The 26,222-nt window shown below is 45.9% G+C and carries 47 protein-coding genes; 13 read left to right on the forward strand and 34 right to left on the reverse strand.

Annotated features, from left to right (window positions below):
* From G511_RS23550 to G511_RS0120495, 33 genes are all read right to left on the reverse strand, one after another.
* The coding region (locus G511_RS23550; RefSeq protein WP_036552598.1) for an immunoglobulin-like domain-containing protein at positions 1–800 on the reverse strand (800 nt) is incomplete at its 3' end.
* Complete coding sequence (locus G511_RS0120335; RefSeq protein ID WP_028471285.1) at positions 800–2,953, reverse strand: Ig-like domain-containing protein; 2,154 nt, start codon at positions 2,951–2,953, stop codon at positions 800–802. The genes G511_RS0120335 and G511_RS23550, both read right to left, overlap by 1 nt.
* An 8-nt stretch (positions 2,954–2,961) precedes the next feature.
* The gene (locus tag G511_RS0120340; protein WP_028471286.1) at positions 2,962–5,157 is read right to left on the reverse strand and encodes a hypothetical protein; all 2,196 of its coding nucleotides are present in this window, start codon (positions 5,155–5,157) and stop codon (positions 2,962–2,964) included.
* An 18-nt stretch (positions 5,158–5,175) separates the two neighbouring features.
* Entirely contained in the window at positions 5,176–5,337 is a 162-nt protein-coding gene (locus G511_RS24455) for a hypothetical protein (RefSeq protein ID WP_156905270.1), read from the reverse strand.
* A 41-nt stretch (positions 5,338–5,378) separates the two neighbouring features.
* Positions 5,379–5,729, reverse strand: coding sequence for a hypothetical protein (locus tag G511_RS0120350; RefSeq protein ID WP_028471287.1), 351 nt, complete (start codon positions 5,727–5,729; stop codon positions 5,379–5,381).
* Positions 5,730–5,758: 29 nt separating this feature from the next.
* A complete protein-coding gene (locus G511_RS0120355; protein WP_028471288.1) occupies positions 5,759–6,196 on the reverse strand; it encodes a hypothetical protein in 438 nt (145 codons plus the stop codon).
* 11 nt (positions 6,197–6,207) lie between these two features.
* Positions 6,208–6,579: a tudor domain-containing protein gene (locus G511_RS0120360; RefSeq protein WP_028471289.1), complete on the reverse strand. Its 372-nt coding sequence runs from the start codon at positions 6,577–6,579 to the stop codon at positions 6,208–6,210.
* Entirely contained in the window at positions 6,576–7,010 is a 435-nt protein-coding gene (locus tag G511_RS0120365) for an HK97-gp10 family putative phage morphogenesis protein (RefSeq protein WP_051222298.1), read from the reverse strand. The genes G511_RS0120360 and G511_RS0120365 overlap by 4 nt, the downstream gene beginning before the upstream one ends.
* A gap of 23 nt (positions 7,011–7,033) precedes the next feature.
* Positions 7,034–7,423: a head-tail adaptor protein gene (locus G511_RS0120370; protein WP_028471291.1), complete on the reverse strand. Its 390-nt coding sequence runs from the start codon at positions 7,421–7,423 to the stop codon at positions 7,034–7,036.
* Positions 7,420–7,998, reverse strand: coding sequence for a head-tail connector protein (locus G511_RS24055; RefSeq protein WP_028471292.1), 579 nt, complete (start codon positions 7,996–7,998; stop codon positions 7,420–7,422). The genes G511_RS0120370 and G511_RS24055 overlap by 4 nt, the downstream gene beginning before the upstream one ends.
* 2 nt (positions 7,999–8,000) lie before the next feature.
* Positions 8,001–8,207, reverse strand: coding sequence for a hypothetical protein (locus tag G511_RS0120380; RefSeq protein WP_028471293.1), 207 nt, complete (start codon positions 8,205–8,207; stop codon positions 8,001–8,003).
* 62 nt (positions 8,208–8,269) lie between these two features.
* Positions 8,270–9,472 (reverse strand): phage major capsid protein, encoded by a 1,203-nt coding sequence (locus tag G511_RS0120385; RefSeq protein ID WP_028471294.1) that lies wholly within the window; start codon positions 9,470–9,472, stop codon positions 8,270–8,272.
* A gap of 2 nt (positions 9,473–9,474) precedes the next feature.
* Positions 9,475–10,137 (reverse strand): HK97 family phage prohead protease, encoded by a 663-nt coding sequence (locus G511_RS0120390; protein ID WP_028471295.1) that lies wholly within the window; start codon positions 10,135–10,137, stop codon positions 9,475–9,477.
* Entirely contained in the window at positions 10,115–11,332 is a 1,218-nt protein-coding gene (locus G511_RS0120395) for a phage portal protein (RefSeq protein WP_028471296.1), read from the reverse strand. Before G511_RS0120395 ends, G511_RS0120390 begins: the two co-directional genes overlap by 23 nt.
* A complete protein-coding gene (locus G511_RS0120400; protein WP_028471297.1) occupies positions 11,333–13,060 on the reverse strand; it encodes a terminase large subunit in 1,728 nt (575 codons plus the stop codon).
* A 3-nt stretch (positions 13,061–13,063) separates the two neighbouring features.
* Positions 13,064–13,540, reverse strand: a complete 477-nt coding sequence (locus G511_RS0120405) for a phage terminase small subunit P27 family (RefSeq protein ID WP_028471298.1) — start codon at positions 13,538–13,540, stop codon at positions 13,064–13,066.
* 87 nt (positions 13,541–13,627) lie between these two features.
* On the reverse strand, positions 13,628–14,008 hold the full coding sequence (locus G511_RS0120410) for an HNH endonuclease (RefSeq protein ID WP_028471299.1): 381 nt from the start codon (positions 14,006–14,008) through the stop codon (positions 13,628–13,630).
* Positions 14,009–14,012: 4 nt separating this feature from the next.
* Positions 14,013–14,192, reverse strand: a complete 180-nt coding sequence (locus tag G511_RS24595; protein WP_169565812.1) for a hypothetical protein — start codon at positions 14,190–14,192, stop codon at positions 14,013–14,015.
* Positions 14,182–14,520, reverse strand: coding sequence for a hypothetical protein (locus G511_RS0120415; RefSeq protein WP_028471300.1), 339 nt, complete (start codon positions 14,518–14,520; stop codon positions 14,182–14,184). Before G511_RS0120415 ends, G511_RS24595 begins: the two co-directional genes overlap by 11 nt.
* Positions 14,501–14,686, reverse strand: coding sequence for a hypothetical protein (locus tag G511_RS0120420; RefSeq protein WP_028471301.1), 186 nt, complete (start codon positions 14,684–14,686; stop codon positions 14,501–14,503). Before G511_RS0120420 ends, G511_RS0120415 begins: the two co-directional genes overlap by 20 nt.
* Entirely contained in the window at positions 14,683–15,003 is a 321-nt protein-coding gene (locus G511_RS0120425; protein ID WP_028471302.1) for a hypothetical protein, read from the reverse strand. The genes G511_RS0120420 and G511_RS0120425 overlap by 4 nt, the downstream gene beginning before the upstream one ends.
* Before the next feature lie 13 nt (positions 15,004–15,016).
* Positions 15,017–15,478: a lysozyme gene (locus G511_RS0120430; RefSeq protein ID WP_028471303.1), complete on the reverse strand. Its 462-nt coding sequence runs from the start codon at positions 15,476–15,478 to the stop codon at positions 15,017–15,019.
* Positions 15,465–15,830 carry a hypothetical protein gene (locus tag G511_RS0120435; protein ID WP_028471304.1) on the reverse strand — a complete coding sequence of 122 codons (366 nt, stop codon included), beginning with the start codon at positions 15,828–15,830 and terminating at the stop codon, positions 15,465–15,467. Before G511_RS0120435 ends, G511_RS0120430 begins: the two co-directional genes overlap by 14 nt.
* 173 nt (positions 15,831–16,003) lie before the next feature.
* On the reverse strand, positions 16,004–16,462 hold the full coding sequence (locus G511_RS0120440; RefSeq protein ID WP_028471305.1) for a hypothetical protein: 459 nt from the start codon (positions 16,460–16,462) through the stop codon (positions 16,004–16,006).
* Positions 16,462–16,779, reverse strand: coding sequence for a hypothetical protein (locus G511_RS0120445; protein WP_028471306.1), 318 nt, complete (start codon positions 16,777–16,779; stop codon positions 16,462–16,464). Before G511_RS0120445 ends, G511_RS0120440 begins: the two co-directional genes overlap by 1 nt.
* On the reverse strand, positions 16,776–17,231 hold the full coding sequence (locus tag G511_RS0120450; protein WP_028471307.1) for a RuvC family protein: 456 nt from the start codon (positions 17,229–17,231) through the stop codon (positions 16,776–16,778). Before G511_RS0120450 ends, G511_RS0120445 begins: the two co-directional genes overlap by 4 nt.
* Positions 17,228–17,512: a hypothetical protein gene (locus G511_RS0120455; RefSeq protein ID WP_028471308.1), complete on the reverse strand. Its 285-nt coding sequence runs from the start codon at positions 17,510–17,512 to the stop codon at positions 17,228–17,230. Before G511_RS0120455 ends, G511_RS0120450 begins: the two co-directional genes overlap by 4 nt.
* Positions 17,509–17,787: a DUF968 domain-containing protein gene (locus G511_RS23560; RefSeq protein ID WP_051222302.1), complete on the reverse strand. Its 279-nt coding sequence runs from the start codon at positions 17,785–17,787 to the stop codon at positions 17,509–17,511. The genes G511_RS0120455 and G511_RS23560 overlap by 4 nt, the downstream gene beginning before the upstream one ends.
* Positions 17,777–18,007 carry a hypothetical protein gene (locus G511_RS0120465; protein WP_028471309.1) on the reverse strand — a complete coding sequence of 77 codons (231 nt, stop codon included), beginning with the start codon at positions 18,005–18,007 and terminating at the stop codon, positions 17,777–17,779. Before G511_RS0120465 ends, G511_RS23560 begins: the two co-directional genes overlap by 11 nt.
* A gap of 43 nt (positions 18,008–18,050) precedes the next feature.
* Positions 18,051–18,524: a hypothetical protein gene (locus G511_RS0120470; protein ID WP_028471310.1), complete on the reverse strand. Its 474-nt coding sequence runs from the start codon at positions 18,522–18,524 to the stop codon at positions 18,051–18,053.
* A 133-nt stretch (positions 18,525–18,657) separates the two neighbouring features.
* On the reverse strand, positions 18,658–18,864 hold the full coding sequence (locus G511_RS0120480; protein ID WP_028471311.1) for a hypothetical protein: 207 nt from the start codon (positions 18,862–18,864) through the stop codon (positions 18,658–18,660).
* On the reverse strand, positions 18,861–19,787 hold the full coding sequence (locus G511_RS24060; RefSeq protein ID WP_051222304.1) for a DnaT-like ssDNA-binding domain-containing protein: 927 nt from the start codon (positions 19,785–19,787) through the stop codon (positions 18,861–18,863). The genes G511_RS0120480 and G511_RS24060 overlap by 4 nt, the downstream gene beginning before the upstream one ends.
* A gap of 487 nt (positions 19,788–20,274) precedes the next feature.
* Positions 20,275–20,511: a helix-turn-helix domain-containing protein gene (locus G511_RS0120495; protein ID WP_028471313.1), complete on the reverse strand. Its 237-nt coding sequence runs from the start codon at positions 20,509–20,511 to the stop codon at positions 20,275–20,277.
* A 113-nt stretch (positions 20,512–20,624) separates the two neighbouring features.
* Here G511_RS0120495 and G511_RS24065 point away from each other — a divergent pair, with 113 nt between their 5' ends.
* Together G511_RS24065 and G511_RS24070 are read left to right on the forward strand one after the other, a co-directional pair.
* Complete coding sequence (locus G511_RS24065) at positions 20,625–21,407, forward strand: S24 family peptidase (protein WP_084629181.1); 783 nt, start codon at positions 20,625–20,627, stop codon at positions 21,405–21,407.
* 13 nt (positions 21,408–21,420) lie between these two features.
* Positions 21,421–21,846, forward strand: a complete 426-nt coding sequence (locus G511_RS24070; protein WP_051222306.1) for a hypothetical protein — start codon at positions 21,421–21,423, stop codon at positions 21,844–21,846.
* Between the two features lie 5 nt (positions 21,847–21,851).
* Here the strand turns inward: G511_RS24070 and G511_RS0120510 are convergent, their stop codons facing one another.
* Positions 21,852–22,514: a BRCT domain-containing protein gene (locus G511_RS0120510; RefSeq protein WP_028471315.1), complete on the reverse strand. Its 663-nt coding sequence runs from the start codon at positions 22,512–22,514 to the stop codon at positions 21,852–21,854.
* Positions 22,515–22,659: 145 nt separating this feature from the next.
* Here G511_RS0120510 and G511_RS0120515 point away from each other — a divergent pair, with 145 nt between their 5' ends.
* Genes G511_RS0120515 through G511_RS0120565 form a run of 11 tightly spaced genes read left to right on the forward strand, consistent with a single transcriptional unit; the run spans position 22,660 to position 26,206 of the window.
* Positions 22,660–23,151, forward strand: a complete 492-nt coding sequence (locus G511_RS0120515; RefSeq protein WP_156905272.1) for a helix-turn-helix transcriptional regulator — start codon at positions 22,660–22,662, stop codon at positions 23,149–23,151.
* Positions 23,141–23,299, forward strand: a complete 159-nt coding sequence (locus tag G511_RS24465) for a hypothetical protein (RefSeq protein WP_156905273.1) — start codon at positions 23,141–23,143, stop codon at positions 23,297–23,299. The genes G511_RS0120515 and G511_RS24465 overlap by 11 nt, the downstream gene beginning before the upstream one ends.
* Positions 23,299–23,577 (forward strand): hypothetical protein, encoded by a 279-nt coding sequence (locus G511_RS0120525; protein WP_028471317.1) that lies wholly within the window; start codon positions 23,299–23,301, stop codon positions 23,575–23,577. The genes G511_RS24465 and G511_RS0120525 overlap by 1 nt, the downstream gene beginning before the upstream one ends.
* Positions 23,571–23,801, forward strand: coding sequence for a carbon storage regulator CsrA (gene csrA / locus G511_RS0120530; protein WP_028471318.1), 231 nt, complete (start codon positions 23,571–23,573; stop codon positions 23,799–23,801). The genes G511_RS0120525 and csrA overlap by 7 nt, the downstream gene beginning before the upstream one ends.
* A gap of 2 nt (positions 23,802–23,803) precedes the next feature.
* Positions 23,804–24,079, forward strand: a complete 276-nt coding sequence (locus G511_RS0120535; RefSeq protein WP_036552602.1) for a hypothetical protein — start codon at positions 23,804–23,806, stop codon at positions 24,077–24,079.
* Positions 24,076–24,342 (forward strand): DUF3850 domain-containing protein, encoded by a 267-nt coding sequence (locus G511_RS0120540; RefSeq protein WP_028471320.1) that lies wholly within the window; start codon positions 24,076–24,078, stop codon positions 24,340–24,342. The genes G511_RS0120535 and G511_RS0120540 overlap by 4 nt, the downstream gene beginning before the upstream one ends.
* The gene (locus tag G511_RS24880; protein WP_281170435.1) at positions 24,339–24,473 is read left to right on the forward strand and encodes a hypothetical protein; all 135 of its coding nucleotides are present in this window, start codon (positions 24,339–24,341) and stop codon (positions 24,471–24,473) included. The genes G511_RS0120540 and G511_RS24880 overlap by 4 nt, the downstream gene beginning before the upstream one ends.
* On the forward strand, positions 24,470–25,177 hold the full coding sequence (locus G511_RS0120550; RefSeq protein WP_028471321.1) for a DUF2786 domain-containing protein: 708 nt from the start codon (positions 24,470–24,472) through the stop codon (positions 25,175–25,177). Before G511_RS24880 ends, G511_RS0120550 begins: the two co-directional genes overlap by 4 nt.
* Positions 25,174–25,767, forward strand: coding sequence for a hypothetical protein (locus G511_RS0120555; protein WP_028471322.1), 594 nt, complete (start codon positions 25,174–25,176; stop codon positions 25,765–25,767). Before G511_RS0120550 ends, G511_RS0120555 begins: the two co-directional genes overlap by 4 nt.
* Positions 25,764–25,958 (forward strand): hypothetical protein, encoded by a 195-nt coding sequence (locus G511_RS23580; RefSeq protein WP_036552604.1) that lies wholly within the window; start codon positions 25,764–25,766, stop codon positions 25,956–25,958. Before G511_RS0120555 ends, G511_RS23580 begins: the two co-directional genes overlap by 4 nt.
* The gene (locus G511_RS0120565) at positions 25,955–26,206 is read left to right on the forward strand and encodes a hypothetical protein (protein WP_156905274.1); all 252 of its coding nucleotides are present in this window, start codon (positions 25,955–25,957) and stop codon (positions 26,204–26,206) included. The genes G511_RS23580 and G511_RS0120565 overlap by 4 nt, the downstream gene beginning before the upstream one ends.
* Positions 26,207–26,222 lie beyond the last annotated feature (16 nt).

Genomic DNA, 26,222 nt, shown 5'->3' on the forward strand with positions numbered 1-26,222 from the left:
TCAGCAGAGATGGGCTCGATAACATTAATCGTTTGTGTTACTTGTGTGGCCACATTACCGGCTGCATCAGTGGCGTCAAACGTGGCTGTGAACGAATTTACACCTGTTGTAACGACCGTATCACCACCCACATCAACCGTAATACTACCATCAACATTATCCGTAGCTGTTGCCGGCGCCTGCGTGTATGTATCGCCAATCTCAAGCGTAACAATAGCGGGAGCGTTTAGCGTGATAACAGGCTTTACTGTATCCCCAGCGCCAGCAAAGGGAATTGCTTCAAAAGAGGCAACGCGAAAATCCGCATTATCTAAACGAATACCGACTTGACCGCTGGTATAAGTTGTATCCACTGCGGTTATTTTGGATTCGCCCGCAAAGAACACTTCATGGTTCCCGGCGCCATCTTCTGTATAACGTAAATAGTCTTCTTCGCCAACAATTTGAGCAGGAACAGAAAGCGGAGAAGACCCCAACAGCGTTGAAACATTAGATACACTTTTGTATAGCGACAACGTGCCACCGCTATAATATGCAAAGTAACCATCAGATGGGTTGCTGGGATCTGAATGTATTAAGACTCCGCCAATGCCATTATTAGCAAGGGTATTGCGAAACGGGACAGATACATCAACACCACCCGAACCGAGGTCTACATCATTCAAATACTTTACAATACCGCCGTCTGAACGCGCCTCGTTTTGGCTATTAATAACAATATCACTTGCGCCAATCCACTTTGTCCAACCAGACAAAGCCCCTAACGACGTATTATTAGGCGCTATGAGCATATCCAACATTATGCAATCCTCATTATATAAACTTCCGATAGCCCTTCTGGCGTTACGTTAACGTATAAAATTGCTTCAATACCGCCAACAGACACTCTGAATGCTTTGTTTGATGTTAACCAAGGGGCGCTTGCGTCATACCCGCCAAATGTCACGGCGGTTTGCACACCAGTATCCAAGTCTAATAAATACCAGTCACCTCTCATTGAGCTATAAGTAAACTGTCGCAGAACCTTGCCAGCCGCGCCCCATTCAGGAATAGAGATTCCCACCTGTAACTCTTGAACTGAGTCATAAGACGGAAGATCTCCGGACATATCAATCGCCGGCCCCCATGTCTCAGTACTCATGTTGAAAATTGCGAATTTATGCGTGCTGTTTATTGCGCAAATCCGAAGCTCATCAAGCTGGACAAGCAAATGCTCTGCATTAAAGTAAACCCCAGAAGGAGCACCCGGCATATGAACGGCAACCGGCTGCGTAGGATCGGGCACTTTGTAGAAGCCATATGAATCATATTTCTTGTTCATAACGCCGTAGAACGCACCGTTATACCCAAACATGAAATGATTAATATCTGGTCGTAGGTATCCATCTTCATCTGACCAGTCAGAAACAGTAAACAAATCTGCATCTATGTCATACATCGAATGCACGTTTCGAACAGTGATCAATTTATTGTCGTGAAATAATGTCCCTGCATAATGATGGCTTGATGTCGGATGACCGTCGGGCAAGTAATACTCCCGCGTGTATTGCGTAAAACCATCAATGGTTTCAGTAGCACCGCTAACGTAGGGCGTAAAAGACCCGCTATCCGCAGGCACTCCATTAAATGGATCACCCGGACGCGCCTTACCTACATCGCGATAAGGTTGCGACCATTCAAGACCAGGCGCATCTGGATTCGATGGCGCTGCAACTAACCCGTATTCAAGTTTGTTAACGTCGAACTTATCAACATGATTGAGGGATGACTCTGCATGACCACCCGGCCATGCTCTGTATGCAATTTTAGAAACAGGATCGTAAACCTGACCTGCATAAGCAGTAAATGTGTTGCGCGAACTGCTACCACTGTTACCAAACGTCTGAGTAGCTAAATTAAAACCTGTAGCGGTAATAGCCGCATCGATCTGCGCAACAGGGTCAAGCCCGACTATTTTGTGCATTGCCAATGAAGATTCAGACCTAACAGGTAACGACTGCAAGCTGTCAGCAGTCACGACACCAGAACCATCTCTGTCAGGGTAAAATTCAAAACTCTCAGGGAGCGGCGGCGGACTCATACCGCCGTAAATCGTTTCACCTACAACACCCACTGCATCGATCTCAATACCGCCAATGATCGTCTCACCCACCACACCTACCGCATCGATCTCAATACCGCCAATCAGTGTTTCGCCAACAACACCAACGACATCATAAACCGGCGCGCCCAGCTCATTAACCGCGATCAATACAATGCCCTCATTCGAGACGGCACCATTATTATCAGCAACGGTATATCTGAACTCATCAGGCCCGTAATAATTGGTAGTAGGAATATAAGTGGCTGCGCCCGTTACAGGATGAACAGAAACCGTGCCGTGATTCGGGCCAGCAGTAATGGCGGTAGCTGTGTAGTCAATAGAACCGTCGTAGTCAGTTGCTACAATAGCAATAACAACAGAACCATCCTGATCAACGCTTTTAGATATATTGCTTGCTACTGGTGCAGAATTAACCGCAACTACCTCACTTGATAGCAAACTAAGCGCTTCTGCTTCTGTTAGCAATTCCGCTGGAAGAGCAAACGACGTGAGCTTAATGCTAATTCGGTATCTATTACCGTCTAAGACACTTGCGCCTATACCCTTTTTGCTAAACATTGCTGCAACGGTATTAATTCCTGCGCCGGTTAATAACGGCATAGCAAAGTAGTCATTGCCGTGGTTTAGCTTATTAGCTATCCACCACCTGAAATAGAGCTCCTCGCCCTTCGAGAACAGCAATGAGGCTTGATAATCGGTAATGGTAAAGCGTGATATTAGGCGCGAGATACCAGGGCCAGAATACATGCTCGACATTTCTCGATTGTCTCGCACCGCGTAGCTGTAGCCGCGCTTTAGAGGGTAATCTAACTGCTCAAGCGGCCAGGGTTCTAAATCGGTTATATCCATTTTTTACCCTATCTAATTGCAGTGTTAGCGCGACCACTGCCATTAACAGCATCGTTTGCTTGTGAGGTTTGGCCCGTTCCTTCAATAAAGCCTTGAGCAATAAATTCATCTGCGCGCTCTAACCACATTTGAAGATTGCCTTCATCGTCCATGCTGGCCTCTGCTCTCACTGGTTCGCCGTTGTTGTTCATGATGATGTTGCCAGTCCAGACAAAACCGCCACCAGCCCCCCTACTTTTCCGTAGGTTGCTGCGATGGCGTGGGTCGTAGGTTGGAAGTATTTCTTCGTCGCGTTCTAATATCGCGGGGACTTCGTTTCTTTTTAAAGAGTCACTGAAGTTATCTGAGCCATAACCCGCCATACCGCCTGTGTGATAAGTCGGCATGGCTGTGCCTTGAATTGTTGAAATAATGCCTGATGTTGCAGATAGCACGCTCGCCATTGCAGGGATACCAGCAGGCCACCCCAGCGCGGCCGCTTTAGCTACGCCGGTTTGAATCGCCATGATTGATTCAGCAATAGAGAAAGCTTTGCTAACAGCGAATAGTGCTTTATATGCGCCGGTTTGCTCGCCACCAAATGTTTTAGCGAGATCAGCCATTGACCCGAACATGCTAGAAGCGGCTTTATACCGCGTCTGCATTCGAGCTGACTCAATCTTATTAATATTGTCTTGGTATTTTTTATGGTTGTTTTGGCTTAGCGTTAGATACTGACCTTCTAACGCAGCCATTTGAGCCTTATTACTTTTTGACGCCTCGTATTCAGCAAGGAACCAATCAGCTAGCTTGCTTTGTCGCTCCTGCCATTGCTCATACTCTAGCTGGTCTTTTTCTAAAAACCCCTGCCGGATTCGATCCATTTCTAAGCGGTGGCGCTCTAGTGCTTTTTCTTGCTCGGTTGGGCCTTCTTTTGCTGGCTTGCCTTCAGGGGTTAATGCTCCTGCTGAGGCTGAATTTCGGTTAACGCTGCTGGCCATATCCTGCGCTAACGCTTCGACTCGCGCTTTGTTTTCTTGATACCAATTTTCAATGTTGTCAGAGGGCAAAGGCTCAGAGAGTAGCGCTCTAAACTCATCTACTGATCGCTTTAGTTCGCTACGCGTTTGATAGGTGTCTTCTAGGTTGAATATTGGCGGGCCACTGATCGTGGTTAGTTCACGTAAACTGTCGGCCATCTCTTTAGCTGAGTCATTTACAAGCCCCATAGCATCCAGTGCTTTTAGTGTCGGCCAAACCATATATTGAACAATGTACGTGCCGAAATCATAAGCGGCACGCACCATTGCGTTCATGGCTTCCATTCCTACGAGCTTTAATTGCAGCCACGCAACCTCTACTGATTTTAAAATGAATGTCCAGCCTCTATAAGCATCACCAACATAGCTAACCCCTTTGGCTGTTGAGTAAATACCATCAGTCACAACTTTACTCATGCCGCCGTGTTCTTTCGCCATTCTGACAAACTCATCAGAGAGGCCAGCGATAACCGGCGCGAGTTGTGTTGTAATCTGTTGCTCAAATGCGGTGCTAGCCTTGGTCGCCCGCAAAAAAGCATCGTTAGCTATCTCAACCTTGGCGGCATCGACACGCGACAATGAAAGCCCTAGATCGTCGGCCTCTTTTGCCATAGCGCGCAAACCATCTGCGCCACCAGCGAGCATGTTAACCATGCTTACGCCTTCGCGCCCGAACAGATTAAATGCAATTCTTACGCGCTCTGATTGGCTCTCTACGCCTTTGAACGCATCAGCTAATACATAGAGCTGCTCATCTGGTGTTAGCCGTCCTAACTCTTCAGCATCAAGCCCTAGCTGCCTAAGAGATTTTGCAGCCTCCCCCGTTCCTTGCTCAGCTTCAGCAAGACGACGAACCATTGCTTGAAGAGAGTTATCAAGTGACTTTTGCCCTACGCCCGTTAATTCTGCCGCATAGCGAAACTGGCTCAATGACTCTGTGCTAATGCCAATTCGGTCGGCAAACTTTGCGGTTTGATCAATGAGTTTTGATTGCTGCTTATAGATGAGGGTAAGGCTTGCAACGGTTGCCGCTGCCGCTACAGCTCCGGCTGTTTTAACCGTGTTATAGGCTGCTGAAACTTCACGCTTCCATTCATTAGATTTACGCTGTGATTTTTGCAGTTCACTAACAAACTGCGCAGAGTTGGCATATAGCGCAACCGTTAGCTTTGCTATATCTGACATTTAAATACCTGCGCGTTATTACCCTAAAATACGCTCACAGGCAGCGACCTGCGAATCGATATCATTGGTGTTTTCGATGGGGGTTTGTGGTTTGTTTTTCAGATTGAAATAAGCACGCCATAAGGCGAGGAGTTCTGCATCTGCATGATAGATATCGCGCGGATCGGCTAAGCCCAGCATTTCGCCCAGCTCAAAACAAAAGCTTAAGGCTGGAGTGCTGGTTAGTCTTTTTTTGCTTCTTCGATACCTTCTACATTACCAAAATTAACCTGCATTATTTTTGTATATGCTTCTTGAATAGAGCAATGATCATAAACCTGGTGAAACTCTTCTAATGCAATGCTTTTCGATAATGAAACTCCGTCTTCATCAATGATCGAATCAAGAATGAATTGAGTTGTAGTTTTAGCCAACTCATCAGGGTCTTTTTTCCCTTGTAGATCCCCATTAACCGCATTCACTTTAGCAGCTGACAAACGTGCAACTTGATAGGAATCACCCAAAATAGAAACCGTATGAGGGGCCAACTTAGCGGGGTTTAGTACTCTTTCTTTTAATGATTTTGTTTTCATGATCTATTCCAAATGTTAGTAAAAGGCGACTAAACCATGCCGCGGGAAATTGCGTTCTGCTTTCCAGAGACAACCAACATCATCGGCTTGCCTTTATCGAGCTCTTGGGTAGACCAACCGTTAAGAGCTACATCCATATTTGCAAAACGCCCATTAGGGAACTCAATACGCACGATAACTGTTTGCTCTGCTTCTGCAGCTGCTAGAAATGCATTTAAATCAGCATCAGTAGGGTCGTCCAGAAAGACGAACTCTTTGTCTTCACCGTCTTTCATATCTGCGATGTATTTTTTTTCAGTATCAATCAGGCGATCGGCTTCAACAAAGCCGCCTTTTTTACCAGTGGCACCCACCGCGTTGGCATCCTTTAAAAGCTTTAGATCAACGGTTGGTGTACCAAGTGGCCCCCAGAGGGTGCGCGTCCCTGCGGGGAGTTTTGCATAGGTGCTAGGATCTGCAACGGACATGATATTTATCCTTAGTGGTTAATAAGTAGGTCACGGTTAAACTGATAAACTTTGATGCCGGCCTCTGTATTGAGTATCTGATCAAAGCCACCTGTTGGCTGTATGTGCTGGACTGGATAGCTGCCTAAATCACCGTTGAAGTCATTTAATTTTGTTCTGATAATGTCAGCAGCAATTCGGCCTTTTTCGGGGTCGTCGTGGTAAACCGTAATTGAATACGTATCGGCTTTTATACCTGGGCTTTTTAGATTACCGCTGATGGTACCGGGGCTAATACAGCGATAAACACAGCAGCGCTTTACTCCCTCCGGACGCTCTAGCCAATACGCATCAAGACTGAGTTCAGCCTGAAGCCACACGAGCAACCCTTGCTCTATGCTCATTGGGCGTTTTTCCTAACGATGCGTTCTATCTCAACTGCTAATTTAGTACGCATACCGTCAACGACTCGGTGACGCTGATCGTAAAGCGCGGGGCGCATAAACGGGATGGCTTCTTGATTCTCGGTACCATACTCTGCCGCTATAGCTTTTTGACTGTGTTTTTTTGTTGGACCAACCCGCACCGCTAATGCATTATTTTTACCGGCTTTGCGTTTGTCGGTCTTTTTGGTGGTCATGCTGATTTTATCGCGCATATGCTCAGCTTGAGAGTCATCATCAAAGGGAGCATTCGCTATCATCTGCTCTTTTACTGGCTTCATGGCAGCACGAGACGCACGGCGCAAGGCTGTTAGTCCGTCTTTACCACCTAGTGCAGTGAGCTGCCGCTCAAGATCGTCTAGGCCGGTTATTTCCCAGCTCTCATTCATCATAATTACTAACCCTCATTCACGACTTAGTTCAGTTGTGTAATAGCGCCATCTACCAGAGTGTTTTCGTTGATCCACATTTCTGTAACAGCGTTTTCAGTTTCTGCTGTTAGCTGCTTTTGCCGTTTTTGTGGGTCGGTATCATCAACGCCAATCACTCTATAAATCTGATCACGCCAAATGCATATCCAGTTCTTGCCAACCGGCCGCCAACGAAAAGTAATGAGGTGCTTCCCTGTCGCCTGATTTTTTTCGCCGCTGTTGTCTTCGGCAATACCTACCAACTCAACAGCCGCCCACATTACCCCTACTTTTTCAAATTTATGAGTAATGGGTGCGCCTGAAGCGGTTTTTCCTGTGACCGGCTTATAAAGCGTTATGCGCTGGTTTAGCTTCCCGGCATGTAATCGCTTCATACATTTAAAACTCTGTGGGGTGCTAGTAATGCAGAAACGGAATACTCAACTTCTTTACTGGTGCCACTAAAGGCAACTGCACTTCTGTTTTCGTACCAATGAGCCACCAGCAATAAAATGGCCTGCTTCACCCCATAAGGGCATGATGAATTGCCGCTTTCGTCGGTGTCACCCACTTCAAATTCGATAGTGACCGGCTGCGGGTGTGCCGGGTAGGTGCTAGGCCAAGTACTGAACGGGATAACTGCGCCCATCAGCGAGGCTGAATCAACGTAGTATTCTGTATCTGGAAACGATTGTTGTTCGTTGTCATGGTCGCGGTACTGAATAAAGCTAACGGTTTTAAGGTTTGGTGATAATTCAATCTTGCCAGCACACCAATTACCGATGTAATGCAGTGTTTTAGCAGCAAAGTGACGCCCTGTATGTTTTTCACAATACTCACGCGCGGTTGATATTAGCCCCTGCAATAACGCGTCTTCGTCGGTTATATCGCTATCGATACGGCATTGAGCTCGCACTTCTTCGAGCAATACCGGCTCAGTGGTTGCAGGTTCTAGGGTAATGATTGGCATGGTTATTCTGCCTGTTCAGCGGCCTGCTTTTCTTGCGCGGCAATAAAATCTGCGGGCTTTGTTTTGCTTTCCTTCGCTACCTTAAGCTGCTTAATTGCAACTTCAGCACAGCGGTCGCTTACTAGCTGCTCGCCTGCTTCGTATTCAGTAACAGTGTTGCCATCTTCTGAATGTAGAAACTCTTTTTCAGCAATGATTACTTTAGGCATTTTATTTACTCCAATAAAAAGGCTCCCGAAGGAGCCTTATATTTAACTAATTAAACTACTTCTTATGCAGATAAAGTCAGGACTTTAACCGCGTTAGAGTCGGTCAGCATGCCGCCTACTCGTTTTGTTGTATAAAAGCCTACATAAGGCTTGTTGGTGTATGGGTCACGAAGGATTCGAGTCCCGATTCGATCAACAATGGTGTAAGCACGCTTGTAATGCCCGAACATCATGGAGTTTGCATCTGCGGCAACCACTGGCATATCGTCGTTTTCAGCGATTGAATAGCCAAGTAAAGACGAAGGTTCATCGGCTTGTAAGCCAGGCGCCCACAAGTAGTTACCCTGCGCATCTTTTAATGTGCGGGCTTTATGCAATGTCGTACCTGCCATCATGAACTGAGAACCGTTGCGATAGCCTTTTTTCAATCCGTAGATCAGGCTTAACAGGTCGTCACCATCAAAGTCGCCTGATGTGCCGGAATGAATTTTCTGAATCTGCCCGAAAGCGCGAACATTATCAGCCGTGAGTGTCAATGTGTGAGCCAAGATCCCTTTTGGCTTATTGGTGCCATCACCCAAAAGAAATGCAGAGCCTTCCTTTTCTGCAAAATCCATTGCTACTTCACCATTAAGCCAAGCCTCTACATTAAAGAACACATCATCCAATGACGTTTGTGTGGCTTGTGGGTTAGCGTAAATCTCACCCATTGTAGCGATGATCTGAGCCAGTGTTGGTGTGCCAGTAGCAGGTCGCGCAGCTTCTTCGCCTACCCATCCAGAACCTACACCCCCCAAGTTCACTAATTTTTTATGGTCTGCTGTTGAAATGGTAATGGTGTTGCATACTTGTCGCATAGGCGACTCATTGCGCATCAGCTCAATAATTGTACGGTCTAGATCTTCAGGAACAGCAAAACCGCCATCTGCATCAGCTGTGATATTCAGCGCTTTTTGTTGTAACTCAAGAAGACCATCATCACTGCCTTTTCGCATGAACTGAGTGAATGCGGTTTTGTGCGCTTCCACTTCTTTAGACACGCCCGTTGCACCTGGACGCTTTAAGCCTGCCAATTCTTTTTCTAGCGCGGTTTTGTATTCATCCAGATCAGACAGCTTGCCGTTAAGCCCGTCAACCTGCTCTGCCAACTTGCCTTTTTCTGCGTCGATAGCATCAAAACGCTTATCGTTTTTTTCTTTAAATTCATCGAACTTGCCTTTGAATTCGGCGGCGACTTGTTCAATATCTTTTAATTCAACTGACATATTTATTGCTCCGTAAAGAGGTTGGAAATTGTTTTAAGGGATTGCAGTGCTTTATCTGTTTCTGCCTCTCGCAGATCGAGAGCACTAAAGCCATGAGCCATAAAGCCTTTGGCTTGCGAACGTGAAAACCCAACCTCTCGCAGGGTTCTCTCTATCTCACTGGGACGCGGAATTGTTCCGTGATCCAATGCGGTTTTTACGTTAGAAATTCGGGCTTCATCGTTAGATGGAAAAGTAACTAGCGACACCTCCCATAGATCGAGCTCTTTCAATATGAAGGCGTCTTTTTCACTGTCGTAGTCGTAATCATTCAGCATATAACCGATAGACATGCCTGACAGAGAGCCCGCTTTCATGTGGGCGTGTGCACGCTTAGCTAATGGGTCATCATCCACCAGCAACCGGCCTTTAACATACAAGCCGGTTTCGTCTTCTTTCATTTCGGTATAAATACCAATTGGCTCATTCATGTTGTGCTGCCAGAGCAGTGCAGGCATGCGGCCTTTTTCTTTCCAGGCAGCTAAGCTTTTCTCAAATGCACCGCGTACCACGATATCCATCTGGCTATCTTTAACACCGAATACAGAGCCATAACCTTCAAACTCGCCTGTATCGCTTACGCTCTTGATGTTTAGGGCAACATCAAGCCGTTTCTTTGTCAGCATTGTTATTGCTCTCCGGGTTTGTGGTCATGTTAAGAGGTGTTAAGTAGTGGTCGCCGCCTTCACGCGGGTTCATGTCTTCCAGTTCACGGCAATCATTCGGGCTTAAGATTCCCCAGTTAATACCTTGGCCGTATGATTCATAGCGCGCTTTTAGGTTGCCGCGTAACAAAGCAGCCGCATTAAACTTTGCGTAATACCGGCCACGGTCTGAGGGCTTAAGTAATCCAACATTTATACGGCTTTCAATGCGGGTCATGTATGAAACAAGCCCATAATTCACAAAGCTCAAACCAAGCTCTTCAATATTGTTGAAAGATGCTTTTTCAAGGTTGGCTACAAGGTGCGGCGGCACTCGATAGATTGCGCATATTTCATCACGTTGAAATTTTCGGGTTTCAAGGAACTGCGAATCTTCGGCATTTAGACTGATCGGCTTCCAGTCCAAACCCATTTCAAGAATCATTGGCTTATGACTGTTGGCCATGCCTTGATGGTTTTCTTGGAATTGTTCTTTTAAGCGATTAAATGCGGTATCTGATAAAGATTCGGCTGTTTTCAATATCCCTGTTGGGGTTGCGCCATTTTTGAACATTCTGGCGCCATGCTCTTCTGTCGCTAACCCTAGCGCTATTGCTTCCCGCGCATAGGCCACTGGATTTAATCCGGTTAGCCCATCCAGCGTTAATCCTCGAACATGCCAAATATCATCTTGTGTTAGCGTTTCAGTAGTGCCATTTTTAAACTTAACTTGGTAACTAGGCTCATAATCAGTATCGAGCGTTGGAGTAACCGCCCCCGGATCAATGGGTAATAGCTCGACCACTTCACCCATCACTTTGACTTTATAAGCGTAAAAATTGCCACGTAAGCATAAGCACACCATAAGCAATTCCCAAAACTCTTGGGCTGTCATGTAGTCATTAGGCGCTATAGTTAGCAGTGAATAAAGTTTGTGCTTTGTCGCAGGCTTACGGATTCGGTCTGTTTGTTCAAATAGTTTACAAGGAAGCATCCCCATTGATTCAGATAGCACACGAACGCACGCGAAAACAGTGGTTAATTGCATCGCCTGACTACTTGAAACGGCCCGACCTGTATAGGTGTCGTGGCCATAGCCAACAACAGCGGCGAGCTTGTCCGGTGTATCTATGATTTCTACCGATGATTTACGGCTAAACCAAGAAAATAAGCCCATTTATAAAGTCCTGATTCCGTGTGTTTCAAGGTGGTCTGAAATGTCATCTTCATGCGGCGTGTTCTGATCAAGCATCGCTCGACCTATCGCCATGATTAAAGCAACGGCTCCATCAATCTTGTTGTCATTGCCTTCTTTAACAGGTCTTACTATGTCGTCATTGCCACGAACATGAGCGCCTACGGTGTTAGAAATACACCAGGTCATGATGGGGTTGCCGTCATGATGGAAGCGCCCGGTTTTAATCGCGGCTTCAAGCTCTTTCATTGGGTCTGACATGTTTGTGAAGTTCTGCGTGATCGTGACCGGCTCTAGTCCTTCATCAAGCAAATGATGAGATAAGCTAGTTGCACCAGCGGGGTCGATACCGATTGCTCGGATAGGTGCGAGCTCGCGCATTCCAAGGCATTCATGAAGTATTTCGCGGTAATCAATCTCTGCGCCATCCGTCAATATCAACAGATTTTCGTTAAACCAACCCTGAAAACGGTCGGCCATACGCTGGTTATCAGTATCAAAGGCAGTGTCATAAGGAACAAAGAAGCGAGGCGCTATACAGTAGTAGTGAAGCTTTCCATCAATATCGCGTACAAACACACGCGGGACCGAGTTCATATCTAGCTTGCGGGCTAAATCGGCGCCTAAATAACTGTCTTCACCTTTGAATTGTTCAGCAGTGAGTGTTTTATCTTCGCACTTCGCCCACTCTTCCATGTTGAAGAAAGCGCTTTTACTGGATACCCATATGTTTAAATGCTTTGTTTTGAACGCGTTTGCCATACGCGGGTTTTTGATCGCTTTCTCTTGACGGGCTAGAAGGTACTCTGCAAAAACTGAGATACCCATATTGGGGTTAGCTTTGCGCAAAGCAGCTTCAGAAGTCCAATCATCCTCTTTGTCTACGGTATAGATAACACCAAACAGCTCATCGTCTAACGTTATGCCTTCTAGCATTTCAATCACACGGCGACGATGCTCATAGCAAGGTCCAGCGATATCAGTGCCCGCTGTCGTTATCGCCCATATTAAAGGCTGTTCCCGCGCACCCATGCCGGTAATCATTGTTTCGTATAGCTTGTCGTCAGTATGTTCGTGATACTCATCAACTATGGCGAAGTGTGGCGAACTACCGTCGCCAGGATCACCAATCAGAGGTTCAAAACGCGAATCATCAGAAGCAATGTTCATATTTTTAGCATTAACCTCAATGCTAAAACGCTCTACCAGATCGGGCGTTCTGGTACACATTAACCGCGCGGGGCGAAACACCTCCCAAGCTTGCTTTTCTGTTGTGGCACCCGAGTAAACTTCGGCCCCAGCCTCTCCATCTGCAGCGAACATATAGATACCAGAACCTGCCCCAACTACTGACTTCCCGTTCTTTCGTGGTATCTCTGAATAAGCCTCTCTAAACCGTCTAAATCCTGATTTCTTTATCTTCCAGCCGAACACACAAGCGAATTGAAATAACTGCCAAGGCTCAAGCTTTATACTTAACCTAGACCGTGCCCACTTTCCTTTTGTGTGCGGTAGTTTTTGAACAAATCGACAAGCTCTCTCGCCTGCGGCCTTATCAAATTTGTATTTATAAGAGCGCTTTTCTGACTCTTTTAAATCGTCAAGGTGTCTTTTGCATGCTAATTGAATGTATCGACAAACTAGGATGCGACCGGCTACAACATCGCGCGCGTATTTATTGGCCGCATTGACGTTTGGATAGCTGGCCATTAATTAAAATTCCTCGAATGCATTCCCTTTCTTATTGCCACCAGTGGAGCCCATCAAGCGACCGCGCGCTGCGGGAGACAATCCAAGAGATGACCCGATTGAGTCAATTTGTCGAATCGCTTCATTTTTTGCGGTTAGCGCTGGGTTTTTTATCGGACCACCTGTGGCGCCCGTTACAACAATTCCATCTTTTAAGGCAAGAGCATCTGCATCCCGAAAGGTCTGGTATGCAGAGCAAAAGATTTCAAGGTTATGCAGATCGGTAGCGGCTAATATTTTCTGACTACATAAATGAGGACATAACCTTTCCCACATCTCGCGAGCAAGTTCGCGGCCTTCTTCCTGCATCCACCAGGGCGGATCAATATTTACGACGAGATCAAAAACAACTGCGTCCGGGTTCGCATTCCTACTACCAGATAATAATTTTTGCTCGTTCGGCTTTTTCTTCGCGCCCGATTTTCCAGCGACGCCAGCCATTTGAATTCCCCAGTTTTAAATTTATATTCTAGACACGTAAAAAATTGACTAAGGGGGACGGTGTCCGTGTGCGTAGGTTGTAGAGATTTACCCCGCCCCTCCCCTTGTGGGTGTGCGTGATACTCCACGCTTTGATTCCTTAGCGGTTTTCTCGTTGTGGCAAGGCTCACACAACCATTGAAGGTTGCTCATGTCTGAGCTGCCGCCTTCGGCCTCTGGCACGATGTGATCACAGATAGAACCTGTCGAAACAATTCCCTTCAACCGACACAAGACACACAACCCATCAGCATTAGCTTTAACTATGTCGCGCTTACGTCGCCAAGGCCTGCCGCCTCTTCCTTTGCCTGAGTTGGACCATGCCTTGCGCTCTGCCTTGTGCGCGTGTTCATCACAGTAGCCATGCTTATGCTGTGTGGTGTGGCGGCATCCTTGCAGCCTGCATGCTTTCGGCGTCCGTGGCGGCATGCTTTCACTCCTTAACTTTGCAGTCTTTAATTCGTCCGCTATTAATCTCCCGAGCACATAGAAGACGAGCATTACAAAGATCACTCGCTTCATGCTGGTCTAATCCCCACTCAAGTAATAACTGCTTACTGAATCCCATTGCTAATGGTTGGTGGCAGTCGGCTAGGTATCGATCAGGGATCACTACACGCCGAGGGGTGAGCCAATCCGTTAGAGCACAGGATGATACTGATAGACTCATCAGTAAGATCATTAGTGTTTGTATTGGTCGCATGCCGTACCGCCGCTTTGATCTGTTCTGCATTACGTTTAAGTGCTGCCTCAACCTGCACTAAGCCATGATCAGCAGTATTAACAACCGCTTGGTTGTCTTTGATATCCTTAAGTTCTTTCTCGATAACGGCCTTGGCTTGCAGCTCTGAATAGATGAACCAAGCACCACCACCCATCATCAGCACTAACACAACAGTCACTACCTTTGATGCTAGAAACCTACTTATCATTACTAACATAGAGCTCACCAACATTAGCGCCGTTATACATGGCAAGAATCAATGCTTGAGCTGCCACCCATGTTCCACCGTCTAACTTCCCAGCAAACAATGCGATATGAGAAACCAAATCAGCAGTGGCAGCCAGCCAGAACTTACGGCTACGATAGCGATTATCAGCAGTCATAACTCTGTCCGGTGCTGTTCTTTATCAATCACATATTCAGCGTGCGTATAACCCTCGTCTTTAAAGTACTGACGAGTATCAGCAATCATTCGCGTGAGGTGTCCGTTACCTGGCTTTTGAGAGAGAGCAATGCACACATACATAGTGCGACTACCATCATCAGCAGCCGGTCTATCTTCAACGGTGACGGTGGCAGTGAAAGTGGACTCATCAACAAAGTCATACCTCAACACATACCGGAAGCAGTGAGGGCAAGAATAGCGCTTCTCAACAGTCGTTCTTCCGAACAATAGATAATCGGCTTTATACGCTGCCATGACTCACCCCGTCTTAATTTCCTATGCACTGCTTATATTCAGAATTCCGCCGCTTGATTAACCCTTTAAGCTTTCGCCCCTTGAAGTACGACCATCGCTTGATTTGCTCACATGCTGCCGAGTATTCACCCGCATTCAGCTTACGAACTAGAGTTGATCTACAGAACGCACTACTACCAATGTTATAAGCGAGGGATATATAAGCGTCGTATTCATACTGATGGAGCGGAACCTTTACACAAGAGCGCAATGCGCCCTCGAATCTGGTTACATCATGAAGAGCTCTAGCAAGTGCCCGCTCTGGCGTTATGGTGTCGCCAGCTTTCACACCTTCGGTTGTGCCAAATCCTATCGTGGGCACATCGCCAACAACGGGTATATACGCTTTCTCTCGGTATCCTTCGTAGCCCGTAATGCTGACAAACCCCAAAGCGCTTATCGTTAAAGCCGACACAGCAAATCTATTCTGGTTCATGATATTCGCTCGGCAAGTTGCCATGTGTTTTAAGCGTATTCACCCTGATTGCGTGTAATTCCTTCTCACGCTTATCGCGGCGCGCCAGCGCATACGAATTCACTATCAAGCCAAGCACAACGCCCATCATGCCAAACACAACACCCATATCAGCAAATGACATTACATCAACACCACTATCGGCGGCTTTTTGAATTACATCAACGCCATTCTCTGCTATGCCTTTAGCAACATCAGCCGAGTCATTTGCTGATTTCTGCGATGCGCCGCCAGCAACTGCAACCAACCCCGAGCCTTTCGTGAAGTAACTACTCCCTGTAATAACGATCTGCTCGGTAGAATGCTGGTTCATATCCCTATCCATAATTATCAACGCGCACAAAAAAGCCCCGCATAAGCGAGGCTCTAAAATCAGTGTACAAACAATATAAGGGAGTGCTTTCGCAACCGTCCCACAATACAAAATACGGTACTCTTTCTGCCTTGATTAATCAAGGCACTATATCAATTAATCAAAATAAAGTTTCACGCGGCCTCAATATTCCGCAAATCAACCAAGTCTCTAACGTATTGAGCACCCTTATATACGTTGTCCTGGTACGCCGCACGACTTAAGCCAACCATAGCGGCTATCTCTGCTTGTGAGTGAAAATCAGATCCAGTCTCTATATTTGGACGCTTAGAGTAATACACATCAGCTACTAGGCAATCATGGCGCTTGCTGTTCTGCTTTTGGAGTAGCTCCATTGCTTTAGTGCACCATTGGCTATACGGGCTCACAATTCGATCAAACATCATCGAGACTTGATTAATCATCTGATCGTCATGCTCACCAATGCCGCCAGTACAGCGCGGCAAGTCGCCTTTATAAGCAATTAGCTGATCAATTTGGTGTGAACGTCTCCATCCAGCATCCTTATTAAGATCATCCACCAGCACTACAGATAAATATCGATCAACTACATTTGTTACTTTGCTGTCCATCAATCGCCCCTGTATGTACCGCCATGCCTTTTTGAAGCGCCCGCATGAGGGTTAAACTCTGGCGCGGGCTTCTGGTTTGCTTCTAACGCTTTAATCTTTATCTGTAGCTGTTTTATCTGCTCCGTTAGCGCGTAGACCATTAAAACAGGATCAACCGCCTCTACTGTGTTTTTATCCAGTAGACCAGAACCATTACATTTATAACAAGGGTTTTTGCTGCCAAACAAACCGCTAATAACGCCCCCATGACATGCAGGGTTATCACAACGGATTAGATCAGGGATAACAACGGCTAAAGGTTTTGATTTTTCTTTCATCTGCCAAGCTTCCTTGGAGGCTCTCCATACAGAGCCAGCAACCCAGCATCGCGCTTATCTTCATTAGTGCGACCAACCCAGCCCGTTAATTGGTTAAAGAATTCTGAATCCTTTTTAGCCCGCTTTAAGTGACCTTTTAGGGGCTTAACCAAGATGTAATCAGCATCACTATCACGTAGGTAATTAGCCAATAAGCGCCCAATAGCTTTAACCTGACCAACGTTCTGAGCAATCTTCCTCATGCCGGCTTGCGTTGTTCCAGGACGGTAGTACGTGGCTTTGTCGTGCTCTACATCTTCAACAACAAATCTAGCCACTCTAATATGCTCGTTAATGAAAGTTATCAACTCAAAGAATGACATAGCATCGAGCGCAACTATCTTGTTATCCAAGACAGTTGCTACACCGCTTTTTTCTAAATCAGGATCAATACCAATAATGAATTCTTTCAATGCTGTATCTCCCGAATAATTGCCGGACCGCCGTATTGGTGTTGATGCTTAATCCTATGGACGCACTCGGGGCAGAAATGCCCATGCTCGGTATAGTGAGTTGCTAACCTCGTCGAGTGTCCTGGTGCTTTGCATCGCTGGCGACCATCTGAAACAGGGAGTATTTCAACCTCCATTGACGCTTTTAATGCTTGAAAAGCGCAAGCCACCGCTTTGATCGATTTATTAAAATCTGCTGCGCTCGCTGTAATGTTAAAACCCTTCAGCTCTCTCTTGCTCATACCTCCACCCCTTCACTAATTGCTTGCGCTAAGGTACGGGCGACATATTCCCATTGGTCGGGCCATAGCTCAGGATTTCGGTGCATTTCAGCATGGCAATTTCGACACATAGGCATAACGAAGTTGTCGGGAGCTGTCATTGATCCCCCACTAAGGTGGCCGACACCTTTTATATGGTGAGGATCGTCCGCATTACCGAAACACATGCAGCAAGGAAGAGACTTAACCCACTTTAGATACTTAGGGCTTCTGAATGCCTTCTGTTTAGCTGCCATTGTTTGCCTCAGCCGCTATGCGCTCTAAAACTTCCTTAATCTGCTGGTGGTCTTTATGGTCACCAGAACGGCACCCATCAACAACTTGACGGCCTATATGGACAACGAGCGGGCCATCTTTTAGCCCTAGCTCCATCTGGCGCCTGACCTTATTCAGAACAGCAGGAATATCGCGCTGCGTTGTCAGTACGTATTCAACGACCTTTTCAGGATCTTTCATCAAACACAGCTCCGTTCTGATTTTTCTCGCGCTGCCGCTCGCTTTAACTTTTGTAGTGACATGGTTGATTTAACCCACTCATAACCGTCATGACGGAAAACGCCGCGTTCTGTGGTTTTGTAATAGAGTGAACTAACACGCTGCTGCGCATCGCGTGGGCGGGACTGACAACTTTAGGCGGTGCAGTAATAACCGGCGTAATTACGGGCTTTTTCATCTTGTAGTTGTTGTTTCCTGTCATGTGTTTACCACGGCATATGTTGTTGCAGAATTTTCTTACTTTGAAATTTCCAGAGGGCTCATCGCTCCGCCTGACCAAAGGTTTGTCGCATTGCTCACACGACTTTTCACTCTCATTCTTGCTCTTTAGTAGACCTGTGCATTTTCGGTCACAGGTTTTACGGGCTTTAAACATAGCTAGCGCTTCTAGCCTGCCGCCGTTGTACGTTTTACGGGCCAGCGGGGTTCCGCAGCATCCACAAAATCGAGTGATTGAGTTAGGAGTAGTGCTATTCATAATGTTTGCTCCATCATCTTTTTGATTGCATAGTTCGCTATTACTATTGCGTGCATCATCTCGATGATTTCCTTGCGACTCATTGGCGCAGAAGGCAGCAAAACAACGGCTTCTAGTCCAGGCTTATAGGCGGTCATGATTTCAAAGCCTCTTCTTTCTCCGCTTTGGCGGCGAGCTCGCCCATGATTTGGATGCTTTGATTAATCAGCGCTAATTTGTGGGCTGGGCCTTTAACTGGCATAGCAACAAAATCTACACCCAGATCAGCAGTTGTAAGAGTCTCTTTCTTAGGACGATCAGGATTGCTTATGCTGAATCGGACACGCTCTTGAGTACTCACCAGTCTGTATCCCCTAAGTTCATGACCGCCGCCGACACTTCAGCCCGCTTGTTTTTAGGGCTTAGCACCTGTTCTGAGCGCTTATCCTGCAAATACTTGAGCTGCTTAATAAATCGCTGCTCCCACTGGGCCTGAGTAAACTCTTTGCCCGAGGCCAGCCAATGAGAAACAAACTCTCTCAACGCATCTTCACGATCCATATCATCAAACTTGGAAAGATTGACGCGATTTAAGCGGCATTGCTCAGTCAGGTTTTTGATGTCTGGTTGCCAGTCGGCATGCAATGGGAAAAAGCGTTGTTGATCAGTGAGCGAGGTGTTAAATAAATCTGGTGGTGCGATTTGTGGAATAGATCCTAAAACAGGGGCCATCTCGCCTGCTGTGATGTGTGTTGTTTTCTCTGTTGTATTCTCTGTTAACATACCGTCATTTTGATGTGATCTGATACCGTCATTTTGACATTCAGAATCCGTCAAACTGCCACTCCCCATACCGTCAATTTGAGGTAATGGGCCACCACTGGAGCGGGTTGTTTCTGGTGTATCCATACCATCATTTTGACGGTATGGGTTGCTGTTGGCCTCTAGCTCTATTTTGGCTAAATTTTCATAATTAGGGGTGTAGTAAATGGTTTGATCAAAACTTGTACGATTGAAATGCTTTGCCAGCTTTTCAGCCTTTATTAAACCCTGTGCTTTTAATGACTTAATAGCCCTCTCAAGCGTGCTTTTCGACCAAAACCTAAAGGTGCTTTGCCACTCTTCCATTGTGCGATAAAACCACTTATGACCCTTATGTTCCTTATCAGATACGTTAGCCCAAAAATGTACCTGCTGAAGTACCATAGCTTCGTTTAAGCCAATAGCAGCAGCCAAAGAAGGCAACACAATCAAAGGGTGTTCATTGACTAGCAAGCGACTCATACGCTGGAACCTGTATTGCTTTTAATCGGTGTCTGTTTCATAATTACCTCGACTTTTGAGTTACTAGCCCCGGCGTCCTCCACAGATATCGGGGCTTTTTATTGCCTGCTTATAAATCGTGACATGTCACGTTTGGTTTAACTTGTATCTTCTTAGGCGACGTTCCAACCCAGTAAGACTGAGAAGCGCCGCACTTTGGGCATCTTGTTCTCATAATGCTCATGTGATGATCAAACCCAACAAACTCATCATCATGAATGCAAAATAACTGCTTGATAAACTGCGCTGCTTTTAAAGTGTGCTGCTTAATTCGATCAATCATCCCGATACCTCGTTAGCTGTTATGAACAACTTTTTAAAAACCACTCATTGAATGATCTTTAAAAAAAGCCGGTAAGAACCGGCAAACGCCAAGGGTCACGCTGTACTGTATAAATTCACATGAAACACGTTGTATAAAAAAACGATTGAAAATATGGATAATGGGTTATGTGGCTTGGGGTAGTGGTTTAGGAAATGCTTTTGGGTTGATCTGATTAGGATCAGTGCTGAAAGAGCCCATTTCGCAGAGCGTGTACAGGTTGTCACTCGGAACGCGTCCAACCTGCCACCATTTGCGGACTGAGCGAGCACCGACATTAAAGCGAGCTGCAACAGCATCAACGCCGCCAGCATCGGTAATAGCTTTCTTAATCAATGTCTGTATTGCTTTGCTGTTATTCATAACTACCCCTGATTATTCAGAAAATATATTAGAACCAATAGTTCCAATTGTAAAGAACTGATACTTCCATTAATTTGCTAGAAAATAGAACCTCAAGTTCTAACCGGTGTCTGATGACAATGAACTCAAGCTTAGAAAAAGCCGCATTCGGCAAAAGAATGAGCGCCCTACTTATTGAAAATGGTTTTTCAAAGCCTGGTCGTGGCAAAAATAAAGGCGAGACGATGCCGGATCACAACGCATTCGCGGTTGCGTATGTAAAAAAGGCAAACGAGTCCCTTAATTACAAGTCAGTTGAAAAGTGGTGTAAGGGAGAGTCTTTTTGTGAAACAAAGAGGTTTCCTGTGATTTGCGAACTTCTAGATGTTAATCAAGAATGGTTGGCAACAGGCAGAGGTGAGGCTAGATACTCTGATGACTCAGAAGGCGGGGCTCATGAAGATCCACAGCTCTACAGCCCTTATTCTAAATTTATAAAAATCCCTATCATTGAGGCATCTTTGGCTGCGGGTGCTGGATCATACGCAACAGAAGATGTAATAAGTGAATATATGGAAATAGGTCGCGATAGACTGGAAAAGTACCAAATCAACGAGAACACAGCAACAATCGCTCCGATTCGAGGAGAGTCGATGGAGCCAACGTTAATTTCAGGCGACTTATTACTAGTCAATACGTCGGTTCGCAAGCCTATAAGTGGTAAAATATTTGCGTTCGATTTTGATGGTGATCTTAGAATAAAGCGCTTTAATAAGCGCTTAGATGGATCGTGGCTTATCAGTAGTGATAATGAAGATAAAAACCTATATCGTGACGAAGTTGTTTCGGCACACAACATCAACCAACTTAGAATTATTGGGCAGGCTGCTTTTGTGGTTGAGAGAAGCTTGCTATAAACGAGAGAGAGAAATGAAAAAAGGGATTTTAATATTTGCGGCCGCTTTTACCTTGCTTTCTGGTTGCACTCCAAACGTAACAAAAGAGCAGCTTGAAAACGCATCCTACGGACATCCGCCTACTGCCTACAAAGCAACCATTAATGACTATCTAGATGGCTCATTAAAAGACCCTGAATCAAAGCGGGTAAAATACGCGGGCGAGCCTAAAAAAGGCCACTGGTACTATTCTGGCGATAAATTCGGCTACTTCGTATGCGCAACTGTAAATGCGAAAAACAGCTACGGCGGTTATGCAGGAAAAAGCGCTTATTTCTTTGGCTTTCAAGACAACCAAATGCAGGCAGTATTCAGCGATGATGAGTATTTGAGCACACAATATATCAATTGTATGTGTGCGCAAAAACCAATTAATTCGATTACCCTGAGTTGCAAATAGGCGCTTCAGCTAGATAGCAGTTCAGCCCAGTTCTTTTCACTAATAATTTTTATAGGGTGGCCAGCTTCTCGCATGGCCACTGCTTTTTCTATCTTTCGGCCCGATGATGTGCTTGCCCAATCCCTGCTGCCAAGATCGCCAATGATCAAATAATTGGTCTTTTTAGTTGGACTTTTCGCGCACGATCCACCACCAGAAATAACCATTGCCTCGCACTCTGTTCTAGTCCCTGATGCAAACTTCCCCGTCAAAACAAAGGCCGCGCCTTCAGTCTTAATCTCATCTATTTCTATGACTGGCAAGCTGGTACTTATTGAGTCCGTCAGCACCTCTCCGGTACTTGTATCGATACATTCTTGCTTTTGCTTATCCCCTACAGCATCACGCAACAGCTTTAGTAAAGCCGCGGCGTTTTCTTGATTAAGCCCACCGTTAGAAAGGGTTTCTGTAAGCTGCTTATAAATAACATTCGCCGGCCAATGCTGAGTAAGCTCAGGGTTGGTGTTCAGCCATAGTAAAAGATTTTCGGCTTCAGCTTGATTTACTTCACCATCAAAGATAATCCCGCGACATATGCCGTACAGCTCATTTTTTTCGCGAGTCATGCGTTTAGCGGCGTGCAACCGAGCGGTTACAGACTGGCCATTAACATCGTTCCCTATCGTCATTAATAAATCCCTTTTCAAAATACTTCGTTATCACTCACAAACTATACTCCGCAAAAATAAAGAACCAAATATTCCATTAAAGCTTTACTAATGGAACTATCGGTTCTATTATTCACTCAACAAACAGAACAATTGGTTCCATATCATGATTGAACGAACAGCAGAAGGATATGCGCGAGCAAAGTGGGAATGCCGACCAATGAAACTGCCCAACGGTCGCAATCTTACACCCACAGAGGCTCGTACTGTTTTATGCCGAATGGGTGGACTTTCTCAGAAAGAGGCAGCTCAAGAGATGCATTGCAGTAAAAGCAACATCGTTCAAATGTGGCAGTCCATCTACTTCAAAACCTCCACCAGCGATGTGGTACTTGCTATCAACTCATTAATGGATCTTGGAGCGCTTCACCGTCTTGGTTTGATTCTGATTATGAGTTTTACCTGGTTAACGCTTCCAGCCCTGCAAATAGACGCTGACGCCGATATTGAACTAAGCCGCCGCACTCGTACCAGTCGACGTACAAGAACCACCAGCAGAACACGAAACACACGCTTAGACGATATTGAAAAGCTGGTGGGTGATGCTGTTTACGACCTCTATAACGGTTCAGATTTTGGAGCCTCTTATGCTGCCTGAATACTTCGCTCTACTTATGTTTGGATTTGGTTTTTTAGCGCTGGTGGTTGTGTGCATCCCGGTTACTGCTGTGATTCATGGCGTTATTCAGTATCACCACGGCGCGCCTTTTGTTGCATCCGTTATGCACTGCTTGAGGAACTTTTAATGATCGGCACACATACAACAGCACGTTTAGTCTGCCTACCTTCAAGCACTCTTATGTGCAATGTGACTTATAGCGTCACTGATCGTATGGGTGGCCAGTATGGGTGCGGCCAAACCGTCGTTGACCTTATCTCAATAAAAACACCTTCAGGCATAAATTTGCTGGATAAAGTCCCAGCTACAGAGCGCCTGATATTAGAAATGGGCCTATACGAAAGAGAAGCCCGCAAAGTATTTGATGAAACTCAACCCAAAAAGGAAGGAACCGAACAATGCTAATTCTTACTCGTCGTGTTGGTGAAACGTTAATGGTAGGTGATGAGGTGACCGTCACTGTGTTGGGCACTAAGGGCAACCAAGTGCGTATTGGTGTTAATGCTCCTAAAGATGTTGCTGTGCACCGTGAAGAGATTTATGAGCGCATTCAGGCTGAGAAAAACACTGAAAGCAAAGCTGGTCCAGATGGCGACAATCTTCGCGTTGAAAGCGGTAGAGGCGAATAACCATGGCCCTAACAGTCAATCAGCGTAAGAAGAAACAGCGTGATGGCGAAAGAGAGCACCTTGAAGCAGTCGGCGCAAAGGCTTTCAACATGGATATGTTCCGTGGCACTAGCGACGCACTAGCCAGAATTAAAGAAGCTGGTGGCTATGAGCAAGATGCTGAAGTCCTAACAGTGCTTATTCACAGCATGGACGCGTGGCTTGATTGTGACAAGTCACGTTTTGATGAATTAGTAAGCCTTGAAAGCTTGCGGAAGATGGGGGTTATTGCAGCATGAAAAAGCACCACCTAAAAACAGACCCGCAAATATTTCAGCAAAACCTTGCGGGGCTTAAGCCCTTTGAGATTCGCCTTAATGACCGTGATTTTGCTGTAGGTGACATATTGGTTCTTCAAGAAACCACCACTACAGGCTTCAGAATTCAAGAAGGTGCACCGCTTGAGTATACCGGTAGCGAGTTAGTAACAGAGATTACATCGATCGTGTCCGGCTACGGTCTTTCTGATGGGTGGGTAGTTATGGGAGTAAAGCCAGCATGAACTACGCCATATTCAACCAGGACGGAAAGCCTATCGGTAATATCAGCTCCCTTCGCATGACCAAAGAAGCAGCTAAGTCTCTTGTGGTTCAGTGGTTCGGTGTAGGTAGTTCAGTGAGGATTGTGAAATGAGCGACGAAAAGATTTTATCGCGCATAAAAAACCTTCTAGCAATGGCGGGCGATCTATCTAGCCCGAACGAGGCAGTAATTGCAGCAAGGCGTGCGCGTAGCTTGATGGATAAGCATCAGATCTCTAAAAAAGATCTGCTAAAGGCTGAAGGTATGGTGTTTGGAGAAACGACTGGGCACAAGCAAACAAAAAACAAGCCTTCCTGGTTAGCGCAGATAGCCGCCAGCATTGCTTACTTGAATGACTGTGAATGCATCACGCAGCGGAGCGGGTTTGTTTCATTTAATTTCAGAGGATTTAAAGCAGACGCTGTTGTGGCTAAGCATATGCACGATTACATAGTAGAAGCGTGCGAGCGATTGCTAGAAAAAACAGAAATAACAGGCCGCTCAGAAAGAAATTTCTACCGCTTAGGTTTTGCCGATGAGATCGCTCGCAGAATACTTGCAATAGTAAAAGACAGAGAAAAAATCATAACTACAGATGGAAAATCTTTAGTCATATGCAAGAAAGAATTAATCAAAGCCCATTTTGAGCCAGTAAAAATCGCAGCAAGGCCGCGCATAAGAACACCCAGCTGGCAAGAGCAGGCTGCTGCAAGCAAAGGGCACGCAGATGCCCAAAAAGTAAGCTTAGATGCGCAGCTTTCTAGTAGAGATCCGCAGTGTGGCATTGATAGCAATCTAGGTGAGATGAGCGCATGAATAATTCAGATGAGGTATTTGGCGCTGTATCGGTTTATGGAAACCGTGGCGCTAACCAGTCTGCAGAACTACCTGTGAAAACAACACAAGATGACTTGCTGCACTATGAGCTGTTAACTCTGGCTACATATGAATCATCCGATATTGAAGATGATTCTATCGAGGTATGCGGAGAAGACGCTAATGGAAATGAAGGATGCTGGACTGTATCAATAACTCAGCTCGCTAGATTGGCATGTGGGCGCATTAATCAACAAGGACTACGCGTCAAAGAGCTAGAGGCTCATCTATTTGCGGTCACCGAATCACTTAAGAACTTTACGCATGCCGCTAAAACTGGTGAAGGCTTAATGCAAGCGGTTATGTCTGCTGAGACTGTTTTAGAGTCTACGCCAAAGCAGAGCCTTGAAAGTGTTACTCGAGCAGGAAGTCTGGACCTAAAGGCGCGGGTGGCCGGGTTTGAAGAATTATGGAAAGAGGTCAGTGCAAATGCTGTAGTCGGCTTGAGTTATGCAGCTATTAGCGGTGCTGATTATGAAGCGATGAGTAAATTCGCTAAAGAAACTCTAGAGCAGGAGCTTAAATCATGAGCCATACACCTAAAGGCTCTATGTGTGCCGCTTGCACTAAGGCTAATGATAATTGCAGCGACCTACCGTTCTCAGATATGCGAGTAATCGAAAAAGTTAAGCCTGGTATTAAAGTTGTGCGCTGTACTCATTTTGAATCTACAGCAGAGCGTTGCGATGACACTCCTGACATGTTCGGGGGTGAGAAGTGAAGCAAACAACTCTTATGGCATTCTCTGATGGATTTGGATGCATGGCTGTAACTGATGTGGAAAAAACAGATCAGGAAATCGTACAGCTATTAAATGACGAAAGCCCTTGGGAAGTTATTGATGGTATCGACAATCTCCCCAAAGGCCATTATCTAGTAACCGTTGAATATTGGTGGGAAGACAATTTTCCAGAAGCCGGTTGCAGCCTGATATCAGAGGTTTCTACCTATGAAAAAGCGAATCATTAAAAGCATGGATCAGCTG

This window comes from Neptunomonas japonica DSM 18939 (assembly GCF_000422765.1).
Taxonomy (GTDB): domain Bacteria; phylum Pseudomonadota; class Gammaproteobacteria; order Pseudomonadales; family Balneatricaceae; genus Neptunomonas; species Neptunomonas japonica.